At 72.7% G+C, this 20487-nt stretch carries 17 protein-coding genes; 10 read left to right on the top strand and 7 right to left on the bottom strand.

Translation table 11 applies throughout. The features are described from left to right. Positions 1-8: 8 nt before the first annotated feature. Together cpt and QOL88_RS11615 are read right to left on the bottom strand one after the other, a co-directional pair. Positions 9-563 (bottom strand): chloramphenicol phosphotransferase CPT, encoded by a 555-nt coding sequence (gene cpt / locus QOL88_RS11620; RefSeq protein ID WP_097216369.1) that lies wholly within the window; start codon positions 561-563, stop codon positions 9-11. 27 nt (positions 564-590) lie between these two features. Next, entirely contained in the window at positions 591-2126 is a 1536-nt protein-coding gene (locus QOL88_RS11615; protein ID WP_143668850.1) for a peptidoglycan-binding protein, read from the bottom strand. Between the two features lie 159 nt (positions 2127-2285). On the opposite strand from QOL88_RS11615, the gene QOL88_RS11610 reads away from it, so the two are divergent. Then, the gene (locus QOL88_RS11610; RefSeq protein ID WP_097216367.1) at positions 2286-4337 is read left to right on the top strand and encodes an MDR family MFS transporter; all 2052 of its coding nucleotides are present in this window, start codon (positions 2286-2288) and stop codon (positions 4335-4337) included. A gap of 2 nt (positions 4338-4339) precedes the next feature. Here the strand turns inward: QOL88_RS11610 and QOL88_RS11605 are convergent, their stop codons facing one another. Next, positions 4340-4831 (bottom strand): GNAT family N-acetyltransferase, encoded by a 492-nt coding sequence (locus QOL88_RS11605; RefSeq protein ID WP_097216366.1) that lies wholly within the window; start codon positions 4829-4831, stop codon positions 4340-4342. Positions 4832-5001: 170 nt separating this feature from the next. Here QOL88_RS11605 and QOL88_RS11600 point away from each other — a divergent pair, with 170 nt between their 5' ends. After that, the gene (locus QOL88_RS11600) at positions 5002-5697 is read left to right on the top strand and encodes a hypothetical protein (protein ID WP_097216365.1); all 696 of its coding nucleotides are present in this window, start codon (positions 5002-5004) and stop codon (positions 5695-5697) included. 4 nt (positions 5698-5701) lie between these two features. Next, positions 5702-6442 carry a hypothetical protein gene (locus tag QOL88_RS38830; protein WP_373559276.1) on the top strand — a complete coding sequence of 247 codons (741 nt, stop codon included), beginning with the start codon at positions 5702-5704 and terminating at the stop codon, positions 6440-6442. 22 nt (positions 6443-6464) lie between these two features. On the opposite strand, the gene QOL88_RS11590 is transcribed toward QOL88_RS38830, so the two are convergent. Next, positions 6465-6872, bottom strand: a complete 408-nt coding sequence (locus tag QOL88_RS11590; RefSeq protein ID WP_097216364.1) for a DnaJ family domain-containing protein — start codon at positions 6870-6872, stop codon at positions 6465-6467. Between the two features lie 90 nt (positions 6873-6962). Between QOL88_RS11590 and QOL88_RS11585 the strand changes: the two genes are divergently transcribed. Further along, on the top strand, positions 6963-7355 hold the full coding sequence (locus QOL88_RS11585) for an FHA domain-containing protein (RefSeq protein WP_097216363.1): 393 nt from the start codon (positions 6963-6965) through the stop codon (positions 7353-7355). 16 nt (positions 7356-7371) lie between these two features. Here QOL88_RS11585 and QOL88_RS11580 read toward each other — a convergent pair whose 3' ends face one another. Continuing rightward, positions 7372-8301 (bottom strand): LysR family transcriptional regulator, encoded by a 930-nt coding sequence (locus QOL88_RS11580; RefSeq protein ID WP_097222943.1) that lies wholly within the window; start codon positions 8299-8301, stop codon positions 7372-7374. A gap of 151 nt (positions 8302-8452) precedes the next feature. Between QOL88_RS11580 and QOL88_RS11575 the strand changes: the two genes are divergently transcribed. The 4 genes from QOL88_RS11575 to cydC all read left to right on the top strand — a co-directional run bounded on the left by QOL88_RS11575 (position 8453) and on the right by cydC (position 14475). Further along, entirely contained in the window at positions 8453-9742 is a 1290-nt protein-coding gene (locus QOL88_RS11575; protein WP_097216362.1) for a cytochrome ubiquinol oxidase subunit I, read from the top strand. Between the two features lie 60 nt (positions 9743-9802). Beyond that, complete coding sequence (gene cydB, locus QOL88_RS11570; protein ID WP_283445888.1) at positions 9803-10828, top strand: cytochrome d ubiquinol oxidase subunit II; 1026 nt, start codon at positions 9803-9805, stop codon at positions 10826-10828. A gap of 46 nt (positions 10829-10874) precedes the next feature. Beyond that, a complete protein-coding gene (gene cydD / locus QOL88_RS11565) occupies positions 10875-12551 on the top strand; it encodes a thiol reductant ABC exporter subunit CydD (RefSeq protein ID WP_097216361.1) in 1677 nt (558 codons plus the stop codon). 208 nt (positions 12552-12759) lie between these two features. Continuing rightward, complete coding sequence (gene cydC, locus QOL88_RS11560) at positions 12760-14475, top strand: thiol reductant ABC exporter subunit CydC (RefSeq protein WP_097216360.1); 1716 nt, start codon at positions 12760-12762, stop codon at positions 14473-14475. A 31-nt stretch (positions 14476-14506) separates the two neighbouring features. Here the strand turns inward: cydC and QOL88_RS11555 are convergent, their stop codons facing one another. After that, positions 14507-15178: an O-methyltransferase gene (locus QOL88_RS11555; protein ID WP_097216359.1), complete on the bottom strand. Its 672-nt coding sequence runs from the start codon at positions 15176-15178 to the stop codon at positions 14507-14509. A gap of 89 nt (positions 15179-15267) precedes the next feature. Continuing rightward, positions 15268-16653, bottom strand: coding sequence for a glycine betaine/L-proline transporter ProP (gene proP / locus QOL88_RS11550; RefSeq protein ID WP_097216358.1), 1386 nt, complete (start codon positions 16651-16653; stop codon positions 15268-15270). A gap of 287 nt (positions 16654-16940) precedes the next feature. On the opposite strand from proP, the gene QOL88_RS11545 reads away from it, so the two are divergent. Then, positions 16941-18995 carry a bifunctional glycosyltransferase 87/phosphatase PAP2 family protein gene (locus tag QOL88_RS11545; protein ID WP_097216357.1) on the top strand — a complete coding sequence of 685 codons (2055 nt, stop codon included), beginning with the start codon at positions 16941-16943 and terminating at the stop codon, positions 18993-18995. 226 nt (positions 18996-19221) lie between these two features. Further along, positions 19222-20430 (top strand): argininosuccinate synthase-related protein, encoded by a 1209-nt coding sequence (locus tag QOL88_RS11540; RefSeq protein WP_097216356.1) that lies wholly within the window; start codon positions 19222-19224, stop codon positions 20428-20430. Positions 20431-20487: the final 57 nt, after the last annotated feature.

The raw sequence follows: 20487 nt of genomic DNA, 5'->3' as shown, positions 1-20487 counted from the left end.
CGCCCGGCTCACCCGGAGGAAGAGGGCGAGCGCGTCACTCGCGCGGCGATGACGTGCGCGCACTCCAGGGACTCGGTGTGGGTCGTGTCCACCTCCACGTCGTAGCTCATGCCCGCGTGCACGACCTGGGCCTGTGACGCCGCCATGCCTCCGACACGGTCTCCCCGGGCGATCTCGCGCCCCGCGGCGACCGCGCTGTCGCACCGGACGCCCACCCACAGCACGGCGAGGCCGGACAGGGCCTTCTCCCACCGCTGCCGGGACGCCGGACCGCCGAGGAAGACATCGTCGACGATGATCCCGGCGCCCGCGCGGGCCATGGCGGCGATGCCCTCGGTCCAGGCCGCGTCCAGCGCCCGGAACTCCGCGCCCACGCTCACGCCGCCGTCCGCCGTGAACGTGATCCCGCCCTCCGAGTCCCGCAGCCTCGCGGGCAGCGCGTCGACGAACGAGTCGACGCCGAAGGCCAGCCACGGATCGGGCAGAACCTGTTGCAGACACCGGACGATCCCGGACTTGCCCGAGCTCGAACCGCCGTTGAGAACGATCACCTGAATGGTCACCCCGTCACGGTAGGGCGCCCGGGCCGGTCAGGGCTCGCGAGTTTCCGACTCCAGCTTCTCCCGGGTCGCCCGGTCGTAGACGCCGAGTTCGTCGCTCTGGACGCCGCGTGACCACTGGTAGGTGCGGACCGCCTCCGCCAGGCGGTCGTCGAAGGTGCCGTCGGCGTCGTCGTCGTAGAGGTACAACTGGCGCAGGCGGAGCTGGAGTTCGGTGACCTCCGGGCCGCGGTCGCCGAGGCGCAGGACGGTGGGGCCGGCCTTCTGGCGGCCGTTGTCCGGGGGCGCCTGCTCGGCGCCGGTCGCCGACCCGGACGGCTGCGAAGCCGACGGTGAGGGTGACTGCGACGGGCTCGCCGAGGCGCTCGGCGCGGACGGCGACGGCGAAACGGACGGGCTCCCGCTGCGGGACGGCGACGGTGCGGCCGGTGCCGGGGGAGCGGCCGAGGCGCTGCCCTGCGGGGGCGTCGACGCCGCGCTGCTCGACGGGGCGTCCGGGACGCTCGCGCGGATGTCGTCCGGCAGGGCGGTGTCCCGGGACGGACTCTCGTAGGAGAACAGCCCGCTCGCGTACCCGGCCGCCACGACGACGGCGGCGCAGGCCCCGGCGGCGGCGATCAGGAGGGTGCTGCGCCGACGCGGCCGACGCCTGCCGCCTTCCGGCGTGCCGCGATCCGCCCCCGCCGTGCCGTCGAACATGCGCAGATCGGTGACGCTCGGCTCGGTCGCGGCGGGAGCCAGGGGCGTCGGAAGCGCCGCGGTGACGGGAACTGCGGCCGGCAGTACGGCGGTCGCGTCCGGGTCCACGGGGCGCAGCGGCATGGTGGCGTCGGCGGGGGAGAGTGGCCCGGCGGCACGGGCGGGGCGGGGGGTCTCGGCGTGCGGGAGGCTGCCGGCACGGTCCGCCGCGGCGGCCGGGCCCGGTGTGGCTCCGGCCGGAGACTGAGACGGCGTTCCGCTGCTGTCCGTCGCGGCCCGACCCTGTCTGCCATCGGCTCCGGAGCCGTGGCCCTGGGGCCGGGGTGCCTCCGCAGAACCGTTTCCCGGCGGCCGGGGAGCGTCTTCGTACGCGGGTGTGGCGCCATTGGCCGTTGCGGCTGGACGCTGTGTGCCCTCGGCCGTCTGCCCGGGGCGCTGGGTCCGCGTTGCCTCTGCGGAACCGTTTCCCGGCGGCCGGGGTCCGGCCCCGTGCGGAAGGGCGGTGGTGTTGTCCGCTGCGGCTCGGCCTTGTGCGTCCTCGGCCCTCGCGCCGGGGTTCTGGCCGGGTGGTGCTTCCGCCGGGCCGGTTCCGGGTCGTAGGGCGGCGTCGTCCGGGGCATGCGGGGTGGGCTCGACCGCGTCGGCCGAGGGCGCCGTATCCCTGCCCGGACCGCCGGAGGCCCCGGCGTCGATCTCCACGTACGGGCGGATCCGCAGCGGGTCGAAGTCCTCCGCTGCCGCCGCCTCGGCCGTGCGGGCGTCGCGGAGGGCCTCGGCGGCGCGGTGCGTGCAGGCGCAGGCGGGGGTGTTGTCCCGCTGTCTGGGCGCGCCGCACTCCGGGCACGGGTGGCCGTTGGGCGGTTCCACGCGTTCCTCCCTCCCCTCGCGAACTCCAGAGATTATCCAGATCTTCTCCACAGTGCGGTCGAGGAGCCCCCGGAAGCGCAGCTTCCAAAAGGGCCCGGCGGGCCATAACCGGTCACAGCGGTCACGATGGAAAATGTCACAGGAGACTCGGGAGGTCGTATGGCCGGGGACGTGAACGCCACCACGCTGACGCCCCCGGGCGCGGCCCCGCAGGAGCAGGTGCCCGGGAACGTCCTGGTCTCCATCGGCGCCCTGCTCCTCGGCATGCTGCTGGCCGCCCTCGACCAGACCATCGTGTCGACCGCGCTGCCCACGATCGTCAGCGATCTCGGCGGCCTGGACCACCTGTCCTGGGTGGTCACCGCCTATCTGCTGGCCGCGACCGCCGCCACCCCCCTGTGGGGCAAGCTCGGCGACCAGTACGGGCGCAAGAGGCTGTTCCAGACGGCGATCGTGATCTTCCTGATCGGGTCCGCGCTGTGCGGCGCCGCGCAGGACATGGCTCAGCTGATCGCCTTCCGGGCCCTTCAGGGGCTCGGCGGCGGCGGATTGATCGTGCTGTCGATGGCGATCGTCGGAGATCTGGTGCCGCCTCGTGAACGCGGCCGCTACCAGGGCCTGTTCGGGGCCGTGTTCGGCGCCACCAGCGTGCTCGGGCCGCTGCTCGGCGGGCTGTTCACCCAGCACCTGAGCTGGCGCTGGGTGTTCTACGTCAACCTGCCCGTCGGCGTCGTCGCGCTCGCCGTGATCGCCGCCGTCCTGCACATCCCGCGCACGGCGCAACGGCACGTCATCGACTACCTCGGCACGTTCCTCATCGCCGCCGTCGCCACCTGCCTGGTGCTGGTCGCCTCGCTCGGCGGGACGACCTGGGCGTGGGGGTCCTGGCAGATCGTCGGCCTCGCGGTCCTGGGCGTGCTCCTCGCCGTCGCCTTCGTGGCGGTCGAGCGGCGGGCCGCCGAGCCCGTCCTGCCGCTCAAGCTGTTCGGCGTACGCACCTTCACGCTCGCCGCCCTGATCAGCTTCGTCGTCGGGTTCGCCATGTTCGGCGCCATGACGTATCTGCCGACCTTCCTCCAGGTCGTGCAGGGCATCAGCCCGACCATGTCCGGTGTGCACATGCTGCCGATGGTGCTGGGCCTGCTGCTGGCCTCGACGGCCTCCGGGCAGATCGTCAGCCGCACCGGCCGCTGGAAGGTGTTCCCGATCGCCGGCACCGGCATCACCACGCTCGGGCTGCTCCTGCTCCACCAGCTCGACGAGCACAGCTCCACCGCCGAGCTGAGCGGCTTCTTCTTCGTCTTCGGGCTCGGACTCGGCCTGGTGATGCAGGTCCTGGTGCTCATCGTGCAGAACGCCGTCCCCTACGAGGACCTGGGCGTGGCCACCTCCGGCGCGACCTTCTTCCGCTCCATCGGCGCCTCGTTCGGCGTCGCCGTCTTCGGCACGGTCTTCGCGGGCCGGCTCGGCGACCAGCTCACGGACGCCTTCCGGGGCGTCCGGCTCCCGCCCGGCATCTCCGTGGACACCCTGGAGGCCGACCCGCGCGGCATCGCCGCCCTGCCGTCCGGCCTGCGCCCGCCCGCCCTGCACGCCTACGCCGTCTCCATCACGGACGTCTTCCTGTACGCCGCCCCCGTCGCGCTCCTCGGCTTCGTCCTGGCCTGGTTCCTGAAGGAGGACCGGCTGCGCGGCTCGGTCACCGTGCCCGACGTCTCCGAGACCCTCGCCAGCAACCCCGTCGAGCGGACCTCGTACGACGAGGTGTGCCGGGCGCTGTCGGTGCTCGGCACCCGCGCGGGGCGGCGCGAGATCTACCGGAAGATCACCACCCGGGCGGGCTACGACCTGCTCCCGGCCACGAGCTGGCTGCTGCTGCGGATGCGGCGCAACGGCTCCGTGGAGCCGGGCGTGCTCGCCGACACGATGCCCGTGCCGCTGACCGTGGTCATGGAGGCCGCCCGGCAGGCCGAGGAGCGCCGCCTCGCCGTGCGGCGGGGCGTCGACATGGTCCTGACCGACGAGGGGCGCGAGGTGGCCGGACGGCTGGCCGCGGCCCGTGAGGAGTCCCTCGCCGAGCTGCTCGGCGACTGGTGGGGGCCGGACCGGCCGACCGACCTGGAGCGGCTCGTGCGGGAGCTGACCGGCGAACTGTGCGGATCACGGCGCGAGCGGCCGTACAGCGTGCGCTCCGCGCGGGAGAGGGCCTGAGTTCAGGCCAGCTCCTTGCTGAACCAGTGCTCCGCGTACCGGTCGTCGTTGTGGGGTCCGGTCTCCGTGTAACCGAGGCGGGCGTAGAGGCCGCGGGCCTCGACGAGGTCGCCCCGGGTATCGAGGATCATCCGGGTGGCGCCGAGCGCGCGTGCGGCGTCCTCGGCGGCCCGGACCAGGAGCGGGGCACCGCCCCGACCGCGCATCGGCTCGTGCAGGAACACCCGCTTGAGCTCGGCCGTGGTGGCGTCCAGCAGCCGTACGCCGGCGGTGCCGGCCGGCTCACCGCCGTACCGGGCGACCAGCAGCCGGCCACGCGGCGGTGCGAGGTCGGCACCCGGCTGGGCGGCGATCTCCCGCTCCAGCTCGGCCGGGTCGGTCCGGCGCCCCTCGTGCAGCAGGTACCAGCGGTCGCTGACCTCGGTGTAGTACGCCCGCCACAGCGCGGCGGCCACGGGCGAGTCGTACGGCTCCTGAGTCACGGTCCAGGTCATGGACCGCATTCTCCTCAGGCACCCCACCGGACACGCAAGCGAATAGTCCCGGCCACCGATTCACGCCCCGGTTGCGCCCGGGAGCCGTTTGGAGACGGGCTTTGGGGACACCCGACGGGCGAACCGGCTCGCGAGGAGAGCCGGTTGGGCCGAGAACCCGGAAGGCATTCATGTCCACTGGCCTGATCATTGCTCTGATCGTGATAGCGGCGGTCGTCATCATCGCGGCCGTCATGACCCTGCGCGCCCGCGGGCCTCGGCGCGGCCCGAGCCTGAAGCGGCGCTTCGGACCCGAATACGACCGGGCCGTAGCCCGGCACGACGGTGACACCAAAGCGGCCGAGCGCGAGCTGACCGAGCGCGTGCAGCGCCACGGCGATCTGCGCGAGCGGTCGCTGGAGCCGGCGCAGCGCGAGCAGTACGAGGCGCGCTGGACGGCCGCGCAGGAGCGCTTCGTCGACTCGCCCCGCGAGGCCGTCGCCGAGGCGGACCGGCTGCTCGCCGAGGTCGCCGGTGTCCGGGGCTTCCCGGACGGCGGGCAGTACGAGGAACAGCTGGCCGCGCTGTCCGTGCACCACGCCCACCACGTGGACGGCTACCGGCGCGTGCACCGCGCGGCGCATCTGCGCGCCGAGGACGCCCGCGACGGCGGCCAGGGCACGGAAGACATGCGTGAGGCCTTTGTGGCGGCCCGCGCCCTGTTCGAGGAGCTGGTGAAGCCGGCTCCCCACGACGGCGGCGGCCACACCGGCGGACGGCACGACGGCGGCCGCGAGCGCACCGCCCTGAACGGGGGCCGCAAGGCTCCGGGCCGCGGCGGTCACACGCCGTGGGCGATGAACCGACGTCAGGCGAAGGAGAGTTGAGGCAATGACCGACATGACCCGACCGCCGGGCGACCACACCCCGGACGACCACACGCCGGACGCCCGCGGCGAGAGCGCCCTGGGCACCGGCCACCGCACGAACGCGCCGGGCACGGACCACGACACGGCCCGGGACCTGGACGCGGACCGCGGCGCCACGCGCGGCATCGAGACCGACCGCGGCGCCCCGCACGGCACCGACGCGGACCGCGCGGCGGCGCACGGCGCCGACATACCCGCTGCCGACCGGCGCGGTACGGACCTGCCCGGCACCGACCGGCACGGTACGGACCTGCCCGGCACCGACCGGCACGGAACGGACCTGCCCGGCACCGACCGGCACGGTTCCGACCTGCCCGGCACCGACCGGCACGACACGGACCGGCTCGGCGCCGAGGCACCCCGCGGCGACCACGGCACCGGCCCCGACAAGGTCGGCTCCGCCAAGAACCGGGCCCACCTCCTCGCCCACGACGACTCCGACAAGCTCGGCTCGCAGTTGCAGCACGCCGTCGCCGGGTTCGTCGACGGGCCCCGGGCCGCCGTCGAGGAGGCCGACCACGTGCTGGAGGAGATCGCGGCCCGCTTCACCGAGGCCGTGACGCAGCGCCGTCGCACCTTGCGCCACTCCTGGCAGTCCGTCGAGGGCGGCGAGGGCAGGTCCGTGTCGTCGGCCGACACCGAGCAGCTCCGGCTGGCCCTGAAGGACTACCGCGAGCTGGCCGAACGGCTGCTGCACGTGTGATCCGGGGTGAAGCCCCCGGTCGTCAGTGCTCCGCCCGGCGCTCCCGCCACTGCCGTACGACGTCCTCGACGTCGTACGGCTTCTTTCCCAGCGGGGGGCCGGGCGGCGGCTTGAACATCATCTCGCGGACCTTGTCGTTGATCTCGCCGATGATCTTCCGGACGATCCGCTCCGAGGGGGCCGCGAGCGCGGCCTCCAGCGCGTCCTCCGCCTCCTTGCGCAGTGCCAGCGTGGGCGGGAGGACGGAGAAGCCCTCGCGGGCCATCTTCCGCTTGACCCACCACAGTTCGTCGTAGGTGCTCTCGATGTCTCGGGGGAGGGGTTCGCCCGCTCCCGGCAGCCGTTCGAACTCCCCGCGCGTCTCCGCGTCACGGATCTGCTTGTCGACCCAGGACTCGAAGTCGACGCCTGGTGGCTTCCGCTCGGTCATGAAGCCATTGTGCCGGACACCGTGCGGCCAGGCGTTCTATCATTCGGCGGGCTTGCAGTCCCACCAGGACGTCTCGGACAAGGAGCGCACGTGCTCGAACTCACCATGGCCACCGTCGCGGAGGCGGAGGCGGGAGCCACGGCCGGCATGCTCATGGCCGACGCGCCGAGCGAGCCGGGCGCGGTGCTGCGGGTGGGCCGCGACAAGTCCGTGTGCCGGCTGAGCACGCCCGACGACTGGCTGTTCGTCTCCCGCGTGCACCTGGAGTTCCTGTGCGGGCCGGAGGGGACCTGGCAGCTCACCTGGCTGCGCGGCTCCCAGCCCGACCCGTCCTCCGAAGTGCGGCTGACCCTGGGCGAGTACGTCCAGCCCCTCGCCTACGGCGGCACCGTCCCGCTGCCCAGGGGCGGCAGCGGCGAGATCATCATCCAGGACCGCACCGCCCCGCGCAGCGTCAACGTGGGCTTCTACCACGAGGTGTGACGGCGAGGCCCCCGGGTCAGGAACCCGCCGCCCCGCGCCCCCGGCGCGGGTCGGGCAGGCGGTGCTCCATGAAGGGCCGTGCGGTGACGAACCGCCTGAATCGCAGGGCTGCCTCGGACAGATAGGTGTCACGGCTCCACACCAAGGTCAGTACCCGGTGGCAGTCGGGCGCGTCCAGGTGCACCCAGCCCACGGGGACCAACGACTCCGTACCGGCGCGGCGGGACATGGCCGGAATGAGGCCGATGCCGAGGCCGGCGCTGATCATGTCCTGGCTGGCCCCCGGTTCGTCGCCCTCGCAGGACAGCACCGGCGTGAGACCTTCGGCCGCGAACAGCCGGTCGAGCAGGGCGCGCTGCCAGTGCCCGGGGCGAGTGGTGACGAAGGGCTCGTCGGCGATCTCCGGGATCGTCACGCTCTCCCGCCCGTCGAGCCAGTGCCCCGGCGGCACCGCGAGCAGCACCTCCTCGCGGGTCAGCTCGACCGACTCCAGGTTGGTGCCGGTCAGCGGCTGTGAGGCGACACAGAAGTCGACCTCGCCCGCCCGCAGCCGGCGGTCCATTTCCTGCGCGGTCGACTGATAGAGCCGTACGTCGGCTCGGGGATGGGCCGCCCGGAAGCTGCCGAGCGCATGAGTGATGGTCAGCAGCGTCTCGGAGGCGACCGTGACCCGGCCCAGCCCCGTGTCGCGGGCATCGCGCAGGGCCCTGCGGCCGTCCTCCAGCTCGCTCAGGGCCCGGTCGACGTGCCGCAGGAACATCGCGCCGTACTGGTTGAGCCTGATGCGGCGGCCCTGCCGGTCGAAGAGCGGGGCGCCCAGCTCGGCCTCGAGGCGCGCGACGGTGCGGCTGAGGGAGGGCTGGGCGACGCGCAACTCCTCAGCGGCGCGGCTGATGTGCTCGTAACGGGCGACGACCTGGAAGTAGCGCAACTGCAGTAGGTCCATGTTCACCTCGACTTATGCCTTCCAGGTCATCATCACATGGCGAAAGTGGTCTTGGAACGCATAAGAGGTTTCTTCCTACGGTCTCCGACGGGGCCGGTGCGCAACCGCCGCTCCCCGCTCCCGTCAGGCATGCCCCCAGGAAGGTCGCACCATGAGCTCGGTGGATCTGGCCAGACTCCAGTTCGCGGCCACGACCGGTATTCACTGGTTGTTCGTGATCCTCACCATGGGGCTCGTCCCTCTCGTGGCGGTCATGCACACCCGGGCCGCGTACACCCGCGACCCCGCCCGCAGAGAGGTCCGGGAGCGGATGACCCGCTTCTGGGGCCAGCTCTACGTCGTCAACTACGCGGTCGGCATCGTCACCGGCCTCGTCATGGAGTTCCAGTTCGGGCTCAGCTGGAGCGGCCTGAGCAAGTTCGCAGGCAACGTCTTCGGCGCCCCACTGGCACTGGAAACGCTCATCGCCTTCTTCGCCGAGTCCACCTTCCTCGGCATGTGGATCTTCGGCTGGGGCCACCTGCGCAAGGGCACGCACGTCACGCTCATCTGGCTGGTCGCCCTGACCGCCTACGCCTCCGGGTACTGGATCCTCGTCGCCAACGGCTTCATGCAGCACCCCGTCGGCTACGAAGTCCGCGACGGCGTCGCCTACCTGACCGACTTCGGGGCGCTGCTGACCAACCCCAGCACCCTGGTCGCGCTCGCCCACCTCACCCTCGCCGCGCTGACGACGGGCGGCGTGTTCGTCGCCGGGATCAGCGCCTGGCACTTCGTCCGGGGCACCGAGGAGGCCGACCTGTTCCGCGGTTCCCTGCGGCTGGGGACGTGGGTGGCCATGCTCGCCTCCTTCTTCGTCATCGTCGTGGGCGACATGCAGCTCCCGGTGATCCGGCGGACGCAGCCGATGAAGGCGGCCGTCCTCGACGACCACGGCGTCGCCGCACTGCGGCAGCAGCTCGTCGAGCGGTACGGGCCCGGCGACTACGTGCCACCGCAGGGCTGGATGCACCTCTCGACGGACGTGATGACGATCATCGGCAACACCGTGTCCACCGTCACCTTCGTCGCCGTCTTCCTGCTGTGGAAGGACCTGCTGGTGCGTTGGCGTCCTCTCGCTCACCTGATGACCGCGCTGATCCCGTTCCCCTTCGTCGCCTCCGTGGGCGGCTGGGTCGTCCGCGAGGTCGGGCGTCAGCCCTGGCTGGTCTACGGCCGGTTGAAGGTCGAGGACGCGCTCTCCCCCGTCAGCAGGGCCTCGCTGGCCGTGTCCTGCGCCCTTTTCATCGCCGTCTTCATGGGGCTGACGGTGACGAACTGGACCCTCATCGCCCGCTTCGCCCGCCGTGGTCCGGTCGCCACCCAGCTCGGTGCAACCGAGCCGCTCGCCGCCGACGTGCCCGGGGAGGCCGGCGAGAAGCGGACACTGCCCGCCTTCTGACCCGGTCCGACGCACCCGCGAAGAAATGAACTCACCTGCTGTGAAGAGAAGTTGAGAGAGATGAGTCTGGAGACCTGCTGGCTGGCCCTCCTCGGCCTGCTCCTCGCCGGGTACTTCGTGCTCGGCGGCTACGACTACGGCGTACAGATGCTGCACCCCTTCCTGGGCGGCCGGGACCGGGGGGACCCTGAGCGCACCGGCCACCACGCGGCCCTGGAGGCCGTCGCGCCGTTCTTCCTGGGCAACGAGGTCTGGCTGGTCGCCTTCGCGGGCGTGCTGTTCGGTGCCTTCCCGCACCTGGAAGGCACCCTGCTGCCCGGTCTGTACCCGCTGATCGTGGCGATCCTGGTGGGCCTCGTCCTCGGCAACGCGGCGGTCCAGCTGCGCGGGCGCGCCCGTACGGAACGCGGCCGCCGGCGGTGGGGTGCCCTGATCGTGTTCGGCGGGGCGGTGCCCGCCCTGTGCTGGGGACTCCTCCTGGGCCTGCTGCTGCACGGCGTGCCCCGCCGGGCCGACGGGAGCTTCCACATCGCGCTCGGTGACGTGTTCACGCCGTTCGTGGTGGCCTGCGGCGTGACCGTCGTACCTCTCTTCGCGGCGCACGGGGCGGCGTTCGTGGCCCTGCGCTCGGCTCCCGCTCTCGCCTCGGAGGCACAGCGGCTGGGCACCGGCCTGCTGCGGGCGGCCGGGGCGGCTGCCCTCCTTCCGGTGCTGCTGACTCTGTTCGGGGCGGGCGCGGCGCTGACGAACCCTGGTACCTCGGCCGCCCTCACCGCCCTGTTCGGCATGGCGCTCACCGGCGCCTGGTGGTGTCTGAGCCGCGGCAGGCACGGCCGGGCGTTCGCCGCGACCTGCTGCGCGACGATGCTGCCCGTGCCGATCGTGGGGGCCGGCCACTACCCGTACGTCCTGATCAGCTCTTCGGGGCCGGGGATGACCGTCGGCGAGGCCGTCACGGACGGCGCCACGCTCAGGATCCTCACCGTCTTCGGGATCGTGTTGATCCCGGTGATCCTCGCCTACCAGACCTGGAGCTGGTGGGCCTTCCGGGGGCGGACCGGCCGACGCCACCCCCGGTACTTCTGAGCCGCGGCGACCACGGGGCGACGGGACACGACGAGGGAGCACCAGGATGAAGCAGGTCGAACGCCGTCTGCTGCGGGAAGTGGCGGTGCTGCGACGCCACAGGGTGTCCGCCGCGGCGCTGGCGCTGCTGGGCGCCGTGCTCACCGTCGCCCAGGCGACGCTGCTGGCCACGGCCCTCGCGGCCGGCTTCGCCGCGGGGACGCCGGGGGCCGCGCCGCTGGCCGCCCTCGCCGTCGTCACGGCCTTGCGCGCGCTGCTCGGCTGGGCCCGCGGAGTGCTCGCCCGGCGTGCCGTCGCCGACGCCAAGCGCACGCTGCGGGACCGCGTCACCGGTCACCTGGAGCGGACCGGCCCGCTGCGGTCGGCGGCCCACCGGCACGGCGAGACGGCCACGCTGCTCACCCGCGGCCTCGACGCCCTGGACCCGTACGTCCTCGGGTATCTCCCCACGATGGCGGCCACCGTGGTCGTGCCCCTGACGGTCGTGGGCTGGCTGCTGTGGACCGACTGGGCCTCTGCGCTGATCGTCGTCGTGACGCTGCCGCTGATTCCCGTCTTCGGCGCGCTGGTCGGGATGCACACCGCGCGGCGCACTGCCCGGCAGTGGCGGCTGCTCGCGCGGCTGGGCGGCCACTTCCTGGACGTGCTGGCCGGACTGCCGACACTGCGCGCGTTCGGCCGCGAGGGGCACCAGGCCCGGGTGGTGGGCGAGATGGCGGACGCACACCGGCGGGCGACGATGCGGACGCTGCGGGTGGCGTTCCTGTCGTCCTTCGTCCTGGAGACGGTCGCCACGCTCTCCGTGGCGCTGGTGGCGGTCCCCGTCGGCCTGCGCCTGCTCGGAGGTGAGACGGACCTGCGTACGGCACTGATCGTCCTCTTCCTCGCCCCCGAGGCCTGTCTTCCGCTCCGCGCCGCGGGCGCCGCCTTCCACGACAGCGCCGAGGGCATCGCGGTCGTCGAGCGGGTCTTCGAGATCCTCGACGAGGCGGAGCCGGCCGGTACGCGCCCCACAGCCCCGGCCCCGGACGCCCGCACCGCACACCTGCGGCTCGACGACGTCACGGTCCACTATCCGGGCCGCGCCACGCCCGCCCTGCGAGGCGTCTCCCTCCGCGTGCGCCCCGGCGAGCACATCGCCCTGGTCGGTCCGAGCGGCGCGGGCAAGTCCACGCTGCTCTCGCTGCTCCTCGGCTTCGTCACCCCCGCGTCGGGCCGCGTCATGATCGGCGGCACCGGCCTCGCCGACATCGCGCCCGGCGCATGGCACGCGCAGGTGGCGTGGGTACCGCAGCGACCGCACCTGTTCGCCGCGTCCGTCGCCGACAACATCCGCCTCGGACGGCCCGACGCGACCGACGCCGAGGTACGCCGGGCGGCCCGTGCAGCCGCCGCCGACCTGTTCGTGGAGGGGCTGCCCCAGGGCTACGACACCCGGCTCGGCGAGCACGGTTCGGGGCTTTCCGCCGGGCAGCGGCAACGCGTCGCTCTGGCCCGCGCCTTCCTCAAGGACGCTCCCGTGCTGCTGCTGGACGAACCGACCGCCCACCTCGACCCGGAGAGCGAGGCCGCCGTCACGCGCGCCACGGCCGACCTCATGCGCGGCCGGACGTCGATCGTGGTCGCCCACCGCACGAGCCTCCTGCCGCACGCCGACAGGATCGTCACGCTACGGGCGGGCAGCCTTCTGCCGCCCCGGCAGCCGCAGCGGACGGGCCGGTGACTCGATGCCCCGTCAGGAACCGGACCCCGTGATCGACTCTCACACAGAGGCCGGCGACACCGCAGACGCCGGCAGGGCCACGGAGATCAGCGGGGGCGCGGAGGCCGCCGGGTGGGCGCCCGGTCGTGCCGCGGGCGTCGCACTCGGCCGGGTACCCTCCGCACGCTCTGCATCATCCGAGGCATCGACTCAGAGCAGTCCGAAGCCGATGCCGAGCAGGGCCGCCGGCGCGTTCGCCACGCGCGGCCGCGGACCCACCCTCCGGCTCCTGAGGCATCTCCTTCCGTACTGGCGCAAGCTGGTGCCCGCGGTGCTCGCCTCGGCCACGAGCGAACTCGCCACGGCCGCACTGATGGCCACCGCCGCCTGGCTGATCACCCGCGCGGCACAGCAACCGCCGCTCGCCGCCGTGAGTGTCGCGATCGTCGCCGTACGCGCCCTGGCCCTGGGGCGCGGAGCGCTGCGCTACGCCGACCGGCTGCTCGGTCATGACGGCGCCCTGCGGGCCGTCACCGGTTTCCGGACCCGGGTATACGAGGCACTGGTGCCGCTCGCCCCGGCCGGCACCCCCGTCTTCCGCAGCGGCGACCTGCTGACCCGCCTCGTGGACGACGTCGACGCCGCCCAGGACGTGCTGCTGCGGGTCCTCGTCCCGGCCTCGGCGGCCTGCGCGGTCGCCGCGACCGCCACCGCGGCGGCCACCGCGCTGCTGCCGTCGGCAGGCCTTCTGCTCGGGCTGCTCCTGGCCGTGGCGGGCCTCCTGGTGCCCGCCCTGGTACTCAAGCTGTCCCGCCGCGCCGGCCGGGAGGAGAAGACGGCCCGCGCCGAACTCGCCGCGTTGACGGTCGACCTGACCCGGGGGGCGGCGGACCTCACCGTGTACGGCGCCCGGGGCCGAGGGCACGAGCGTGCCCGCCACACCGCCGCGCGGATCGCAGCGCTCGAACGCCGGGGGGCTGTGACCACCTCGCTGGCCTCCGGAACGGTGCTGCTGTTCCAGGGCGGGACGACGGTCGGCGTCACCTGGCTCGCGCTGCGCGCGCAAGCCGCCGGAGAGTTGGCCGCCGTGCACCTCACCGTCCTCGCGGTCCTGGCGCTGGTCTCCTTCGAGGCGCTGACGCCGCTGCCCGAGGCCGCCCGCCGCCTCGCCGCGGTACGGGTCTGCGCGCGAAGGCTCGCCGAACTCCTCGACACACCGCCCCCGGTCATCGACCCGTCGGTGCCTCTCGCCATGCCCGACGGCCCCCTCGGCGTGGACATCACGGACCTGCGGGTCCGCCACCGCCCCGGTGGGCCGCCGGCCCTGGACCGCGTGAGCCTGCACGTGCCACCGGGCCGCAGGGTGGTGCTCGTCGGCGCCAGCGGATCCGGCAAGTCGACGCTGATCGCCGCGCTCATGCGTTTCGTCCCGTACGAGGCAGGCAGCATCCGTGTCGGCGGGCGCGAACTGAGCGACTGCGCGGGCGCCGACGTCCGGCGTGTGATCACCGGCATGACCCAGGACGCGTACGTCTTCCGGGCCACTGTCCGAGAGAACCTGCTCCTGGCCCGACCGAGCGCCACCGACGCCGACCTGCGGGCGGCGGCCGGCAGGGCCCGGCTCCTGGACTGGATCGAGTCGCTGCCCGAGGGCTGGGAGACGTATCTGGGACCGGACGGCACCACCATGTCGGGCGGTCAGCGCACGCGCCTGCTGCTGGCTCGCGCGCTGCTCGCCGACCCGCCCGTGCTCGTCCTGGACGAACCGACCGAGGGCCTCGACCCGGACACCGCCCGGGCCGTGCTGGCCGACATCCTCGACGCCACCCGCGGCCGCACCATGCTTCTGGTCACCCATGAGCGGTCCGGCCTGGACGCGGCCGACCATGTCGTGACACTCGACGGGCGTGGGAGCCACGACCCGGCGAGGTCCTGGGTGTATTGACCCGCGTCAACAACCCTGCGAATCAATACACCTAGGCAAGTACGCGCGCCAGGGCGAACCCGTCGTAGCCCTTCATGCCCACCGTCTGGATCGCGGTGCCGCTCAGCCTCGGGTGGGCGGCGATCAGCTCGATCGCGGTGCGGGTGCCCGTGACGTCCGGGGCGGTGCTGTCCGCGTCGACGACCCGGCCGCCCCGTACGACGTTGTCGAGGACGATGAGGCTGCCGGTGCTGGTGAGCCGGATCGCCCACTCCACGTAGTGCGGGTTGTTGGCCTTGTCGGCGTCGATGAAGACCAGGTCGAACGGGGGCGGGTTCTCGTCGGCCAGCTTGGGCAGCGACTCCAGGGCCGGACCCACCCGCACCTCGACCTGCTTGTCCAGGCCGGCGCGGGCGAGGTTGCGGAGGGCGACCTCGGCGTGCCGCGGGTCGTACTCCAGGGAGACCAGCCGCCCGTCGGCGGGCAGGGCGCGGCCCAGCCAGATGGTGCTGTATCCGCCGAGCGTGCCGATCTCCAGGATGTGGCGGGCGCCCTGGATCTGAGCGAGGAGCTGGAGGAGCTTGCCCTGGTTTCCCGCGACGTTGATGTGCGGAAGCCCGGCGGCGTCGCTGTCGCGCAGCGCGGCCGCCAGGGCTTCGTCGTCCGGTGCGAGGTGGGTGGTGAAGTAGGCGTCGACCTCGTCCCAGACGTGCGACTCGCTCATGCGCCGCTACCTTTCGTCAGCATAGTTAGCATTCCTAACTACTGGCGCTGACGAAGATAGTTGGTGCGCGGGTCGCTGTCAGCGGGTTTTCACTCGGCGTGTCGACCCGCCACCGAGGGCGCCGAGCCGGGCAGCGGACGCCCCGCCGACTCCGTCATCCGCCACACGGCGAAACCGCCGATCACGGCTGCGGCCATCATGTAGTACGCGGGCATCATCATGTTCCCGGTCGCGCCGATCAGGGCCGTGACCACCAGCGGGGTCGTGCCGCCGAACAGGGACACCGAGACGTTGAAGCCGATCGACAGCGAGCCGTAGCGGACCTTCGTCGGGAACAGCGCCGGCAGCGCCGAGGGCATCGAGGCCGTGAAGCAGACCAGCAGCATGCCGAGGGCGCCCATGCCGAGCGCGACCGCGAGCAGGCTGCCCTCGCGGATCAGCAGCAGGGCCGGGACGGACAGCAGCAGGAAGCCCGCGCAGCCGGTGGCGATCACCGGGCGGCGGCCGACCCGGTCGGTCAGTGCGCCGGCGAACGGCTGGGCGATCATCATCACGGCCATCACGCCGAGGACGACCAGCAGGCCGTGCGTCTCGTCGTAGTGGAGCTGGCCGGTCAGGTAGCTCGGCATGTACGACAGCAGCATGTAGTCGGTGACGTTGAAGACCAGCACCAGGCCGACGCAGAGCAGCAGCGCGCGCCACTGGCCGGTGACCATCTCGCGCAGCGGCGTCTTCGGGCGGTTGTTCTCGGCCTTCTCCGCCTCGGCCGCGAACGCCGGGGTCTCCTCCAGGCGCAGCCGCAGGTAGAGGCCGATGATGCCCATCGGGCCCGCGATCAGGAACGGGATGCGCCAGCCCCAGGAGGTCAGGTCGTCGGCGGAGAGCAGGGCGGTCATGATCGTGACCAGGCCCGCGCCGCCGATGTAGCCGGCCAGCGTGCCGAACTCCAGCCAGCTGCCGAGGAAGCCGCGCCGCTTGTCGGGGGCGTACTCGGCGATGAAGGTGGAGGCGCCCGCGTACTCGCCGCCGGTGGAGAAGCCCTGCACGAGCCGGGCCACCAGGAGCAGGATCGGCGCGCCGACACCGATCGTCGCGTACGACGGGATCAGACCGATCGCGAAGGTGCCGGCCGCCATCATGATCATGGTGACGGCGAGGACCTTCTGGCGGCCGACGCGGTCGCCGAGCGGGCCGAAGACCATGCCGCCGAGGGGGCGGACCAGGAAGGCCGCGGCGAAGGCGCCGAACGTGGAGAGCAGCTGGGCGGTGGGGTTGCCCGAGGGGAAGAAGACCTTGCCCAGCGTCACCGCGATGTAGCTGTAGACGCCGAAGTCGAACCACTCCATCGCGTTGCCCAGCGCGGCCGCCTTCACGGCGCGCTTGACGAGCGCGGGGTCGGTGACGGTGGGGTCGGGGGCCTTCGCCTTGCGGCTCTTCGCGAGGGACGCGGGGGCGACGAATGAGGCACTCGACAAGACTCGCTCGCCTACCTTTCGACGGGGACGGGAACACGGTCCGCGCGGCGGCGCTGTCGAACGGGCCGAACAAGCGACGATAGGCGGCAAATGCCCGATCACGGGCGGTATGCCTATCGTTGCAGCATGCATCTAAACGCTGGCTGTGCAGGCACGTATGCCCGCCCGGGAGTGGTTCCCATGAGATCTTGATGTGATCCTTCTCGCGTCACGAGAGGCAGCCGCAAGCCTCGCGCACTATCGTCAACCGGACGAAGAGGGCATAAGGGGTAGAGGGTCGGCGAGGCGTGGCGAATGCGGAGCGCGGCGGACGACCGACGGAAGCCTTCGGAGCGACTGCCGTCGGCAGGACCCGTGCACGCCTGCGCGTGGCCTGCCTGGGACTGTGGCTGATCGCAGCCTTCCTCGCCGCCCGGCAGGTGGCCGCCGTCCTCGCCACCCCGCGTGGTGAGCGGCTGACGGACCTGGAGACCTGGGTGGGGCCGAACGGCGTCCTGCATGTGAACGGCTCGCTGTACGACTCCACCCGCTTCACGGGCACGCCCTTCGGCGGGCTCGTCCTCAAGCCCCTCACCCGTTCGGCCGAACAGGCCCTCGGCTGGGGCTGGACCTTCGGCACGCTGTTGCTCGTCGTCGCCCTCGGGCTGATCGCCGCCCGCGCCCTGCCCCAGCCGGTCAGCCGCCGCACGGCACTGCTGGCAGCGCCCGTCGCCGTCAGCCTGCTGATGCTGTCCCTGCCCGTACGCGACACCCTCTCGCTCGGCCAGACCAGCATCATCCCGGTCCTGCTCGTCCTGCTCGGCTGCTTCACCGCCCGCGGCCAGCGCACCAGCGGTCTGCTCATCGGCCTCGCGGCGGCGCTCCAGCCGACGCTGCTGCTTTTCGCGCCCCTCCTGTGGTTCACCGGCCGCAGACGCGCCGCCCTCTCCACCGGCGTCACCTTCGCCGCCGGCACCGGACTCGCCTGGGCGGCGATGCCGCACGACTCCCACCGCTACTGGGTCCACCACCTGGCGGGCGCCGGTCTCGGCGGCCGGGCCGACGACCTCGCCAACCAGTCCCTGCACGGCGCCCTGCTCCGGCTCGGCCTGACCGGCCCCCTGGAGATCGCGCTCTTCCTGACGCTCGGCGCGGCCGTCGCCGTCCTGGCCCTGCGCCGGGCCGTGCGGTACTTCGACGACGGACGGCTGCTGCTCGCCGTCGCGATCACCGGCTGCGCCGCGATCGTCGTCTCACCCACCGCCTGGCAGCACCAGCTGCTGTGGGTGCTGCTCGCGGTCGTCGGCATCACCGGCACCCGCGCCGGCGACCGCTGTGTGTGGCCGGCCGCCGTCGTCCTGGTCATGACGCTGCCCGCGGGCATGCTGCTGCCGGACATGGACGCCCTCCACCCGCTGCGGGACAACGTCGTCCTGCTGGCCGCGCTCGCCGCCGCCACCGCCGTGCCGTTCCTGCCCCGCGGCTCGCCCTTCTACCGGTCGCCGAAACCGGCCGCGTACGCACCCGCCGCCGCGGCCCGCTTCCGCCATGTGCCGCTGGTGCCGTTCCTGCGCCGGGCCCTCACCAGGCCGAACCTCCTCCTGGAGCTGCTCCTCCTCCGCGTCACCTACGCCGCCTACTCCCAGGTCCGCCTCGCCGCGGGCGGCGGCAGCAACGCCGCCGGGCGCGCGGAGGCGGAGGAGCACGGCAGGCAGGTCTACGACCTCGAGCGCGTCCTGCGTGTCGACATCGAGCGCTGGGCCAACCACACCGTCGTCGGGATCGACCGGCTGCGGGACTTCCTCGACCAGTACTACACGTCGTTCCACTTCGTGGTCCCGCTGGCCGTGCTCGCGGTCCTCTACTGGCGCCGCCCCGGCGACTACCGCTGGGCCCGCTCCGCCCTGGGCTTCGCCACGCTGCTCGCCCTGGCCGGCTTCTGGCTCTACCCCTTGGCCCCGCCGCGCCTGATGCCCGGCCTCGGCTTCATCGACACCGTCCACGGCGTCCAGGACTTCTCCCAGCCCGACTACGGCACGCTCACGCACCTGACCAACCAGTACGCGGCCATGCCGTCCCTGCACTTCGGCTGGGCGCTGTGGTGCGGCGTCGTGATCGCCGTGCTGGCGCGCCGGTGGTGGGTGAAGGCCTTGGGGGTGCTGCATCCGCTGCTCACCGGCTGCTCGATCGTGGCAACCGGGAATCACTGGGTGCTGGACGCGGCCGGGGGAGCGGTGGTGGTCGGGGCGGGCTTCGCGCTGACGTATCTGCTGTCCGGACCCCGGGCGGGCACCGCCGCCGCGCGCCGGGCGTCCCGGGCGGCGGATCCGAGCACCGGCCGCTCGACCAGTTCCGTCGGCTGACGCACGCACCAGCTGGATCAGCGTGCCGGAAACCGTCGAAAGCGCTCTCTCGGGCCGCCGCGTACTCGCCCGCGCCGACTTGGGCCAGAGCTCGTTGCGGCAGGCCGGCACCCGGGCGGCGTTTCCGGGACCGGTCATGGCCGGGCACGGACGCCGGAATCCGTTGTCGAGCGCTTCCCGGGACGGAAGTCTCCTCCCCGTGACCAGTACAGAAGGTGAAGAGGCCATGCGTTCCCCGCTCATACGTTCCTTCTCGCAGCTCGACTCCCTGGACCCCTGCCGCCCCGTCGTGACGCTGTTCAGCGGCGGACTCGACAGTTCGTATCTGCTGCTGCGGCTGCGGCGGATGGGCATCCGCGAGGTGCACGCCGTGAGCGTCGACATCGGAGAGGACGAGTCCAGCACCTACAAACGCCAGGTGGCCGAAGCGCTCGGCGCGACGATCCACATCCTCGACCGGCGTGCCGAGTTCGCCGACCGGTACGTGGCTCCCGCGATCGCCGCTCAGGCCGTCTACCTCGGTATCCACCCCGTCAGCTCCACGCTGAGCCGCCCACTGATCGCCCAGAGTGCGGTCGGACTGGCCCGTGCGCTCGGTGCGCAGGCCGTCCTGCACACCGCCAACCGCTCCCAGAACACCCTGCGCCGCCTCAACGGGGCGCTGACACTGCTCGGTTACGAGGGCGCGTTCGGCAGCCCGTACGATCTCGATCCCGTCAGTCGCGACGACAAGCTCGTCGAACTGCGCGCCGCCGGCATCGATCTGCTCGCCGGGCGGATCGTCAGCGGCGACTCCAACCTGTGGTGCCGCGAGTTCGAGTCGGGCATCCTCGACGACCCTGAACTCCACGAGGTCCCCGAAGAGATGTACACCTGGAGCCGGCCGACCGCCCGCCCCGGTGACACCGACACCCTGACCGTCACCTTCGAGCACGGGCTGCCCGTTGCTCTCGACGGAGAACCGCTGCCGCTGACCGGTCTGGTCGAGCGGCTCAACCGGCGGGTCGGCGCGTACGGACTCGGCCGCTACTCCGGCCTGGAGCACCTCGATCACGGCGAGAAGGTCCTCGAAATCCGTGAGATGCCCGCCGCCTGGCTCCTGCTCAGCAGTTACCGGCACATCGAGAGCGCCTGCCTGGGCGCCGAACTCATCCGCGAGAAGCGGCACCTGGAACAGGTCTGGACACGGGAGGCCCTCGAGGGCCGCTGGTTCGGCGAACTGCGTCTCGCGGCCCAGGTGTTCATCGACGCCTGCGCGGCCCGCACCACCGGGTCCGTGGCCTGGCGGCTGCGCACCGGCGGCGCCGACACGCGCTCCATCGCCGTCGGATCACCGCTGTATCTGCGTGACCGGGAGCAGTGGGAGGAGCGGGCGATCAACGCGGAGTCGGCGCCGTTCGTCCCCGCGGCGGAGGCCGTTCTCGCCGCCGTCTGATGGTTCCCTCCCGCCCTTCTCATCGGCTCCCCCCCCGCGTCGCCCCCTCGTCCTCTC

Origin of the sequence: Streptomyces sp. Ag82_O1-12 (genome assembly GCF_900182715.1) — a bacterium.
Classification (GTDB): Bacteria; Actinomycetota; Actinomycetes; order Streptomycetales; family Streptomycetaceae; genus Streptomyces; species Streptomyces massasporeus.
This window is presented reverse-complemented; position numbering and strand designations above follow the sequence as displayed.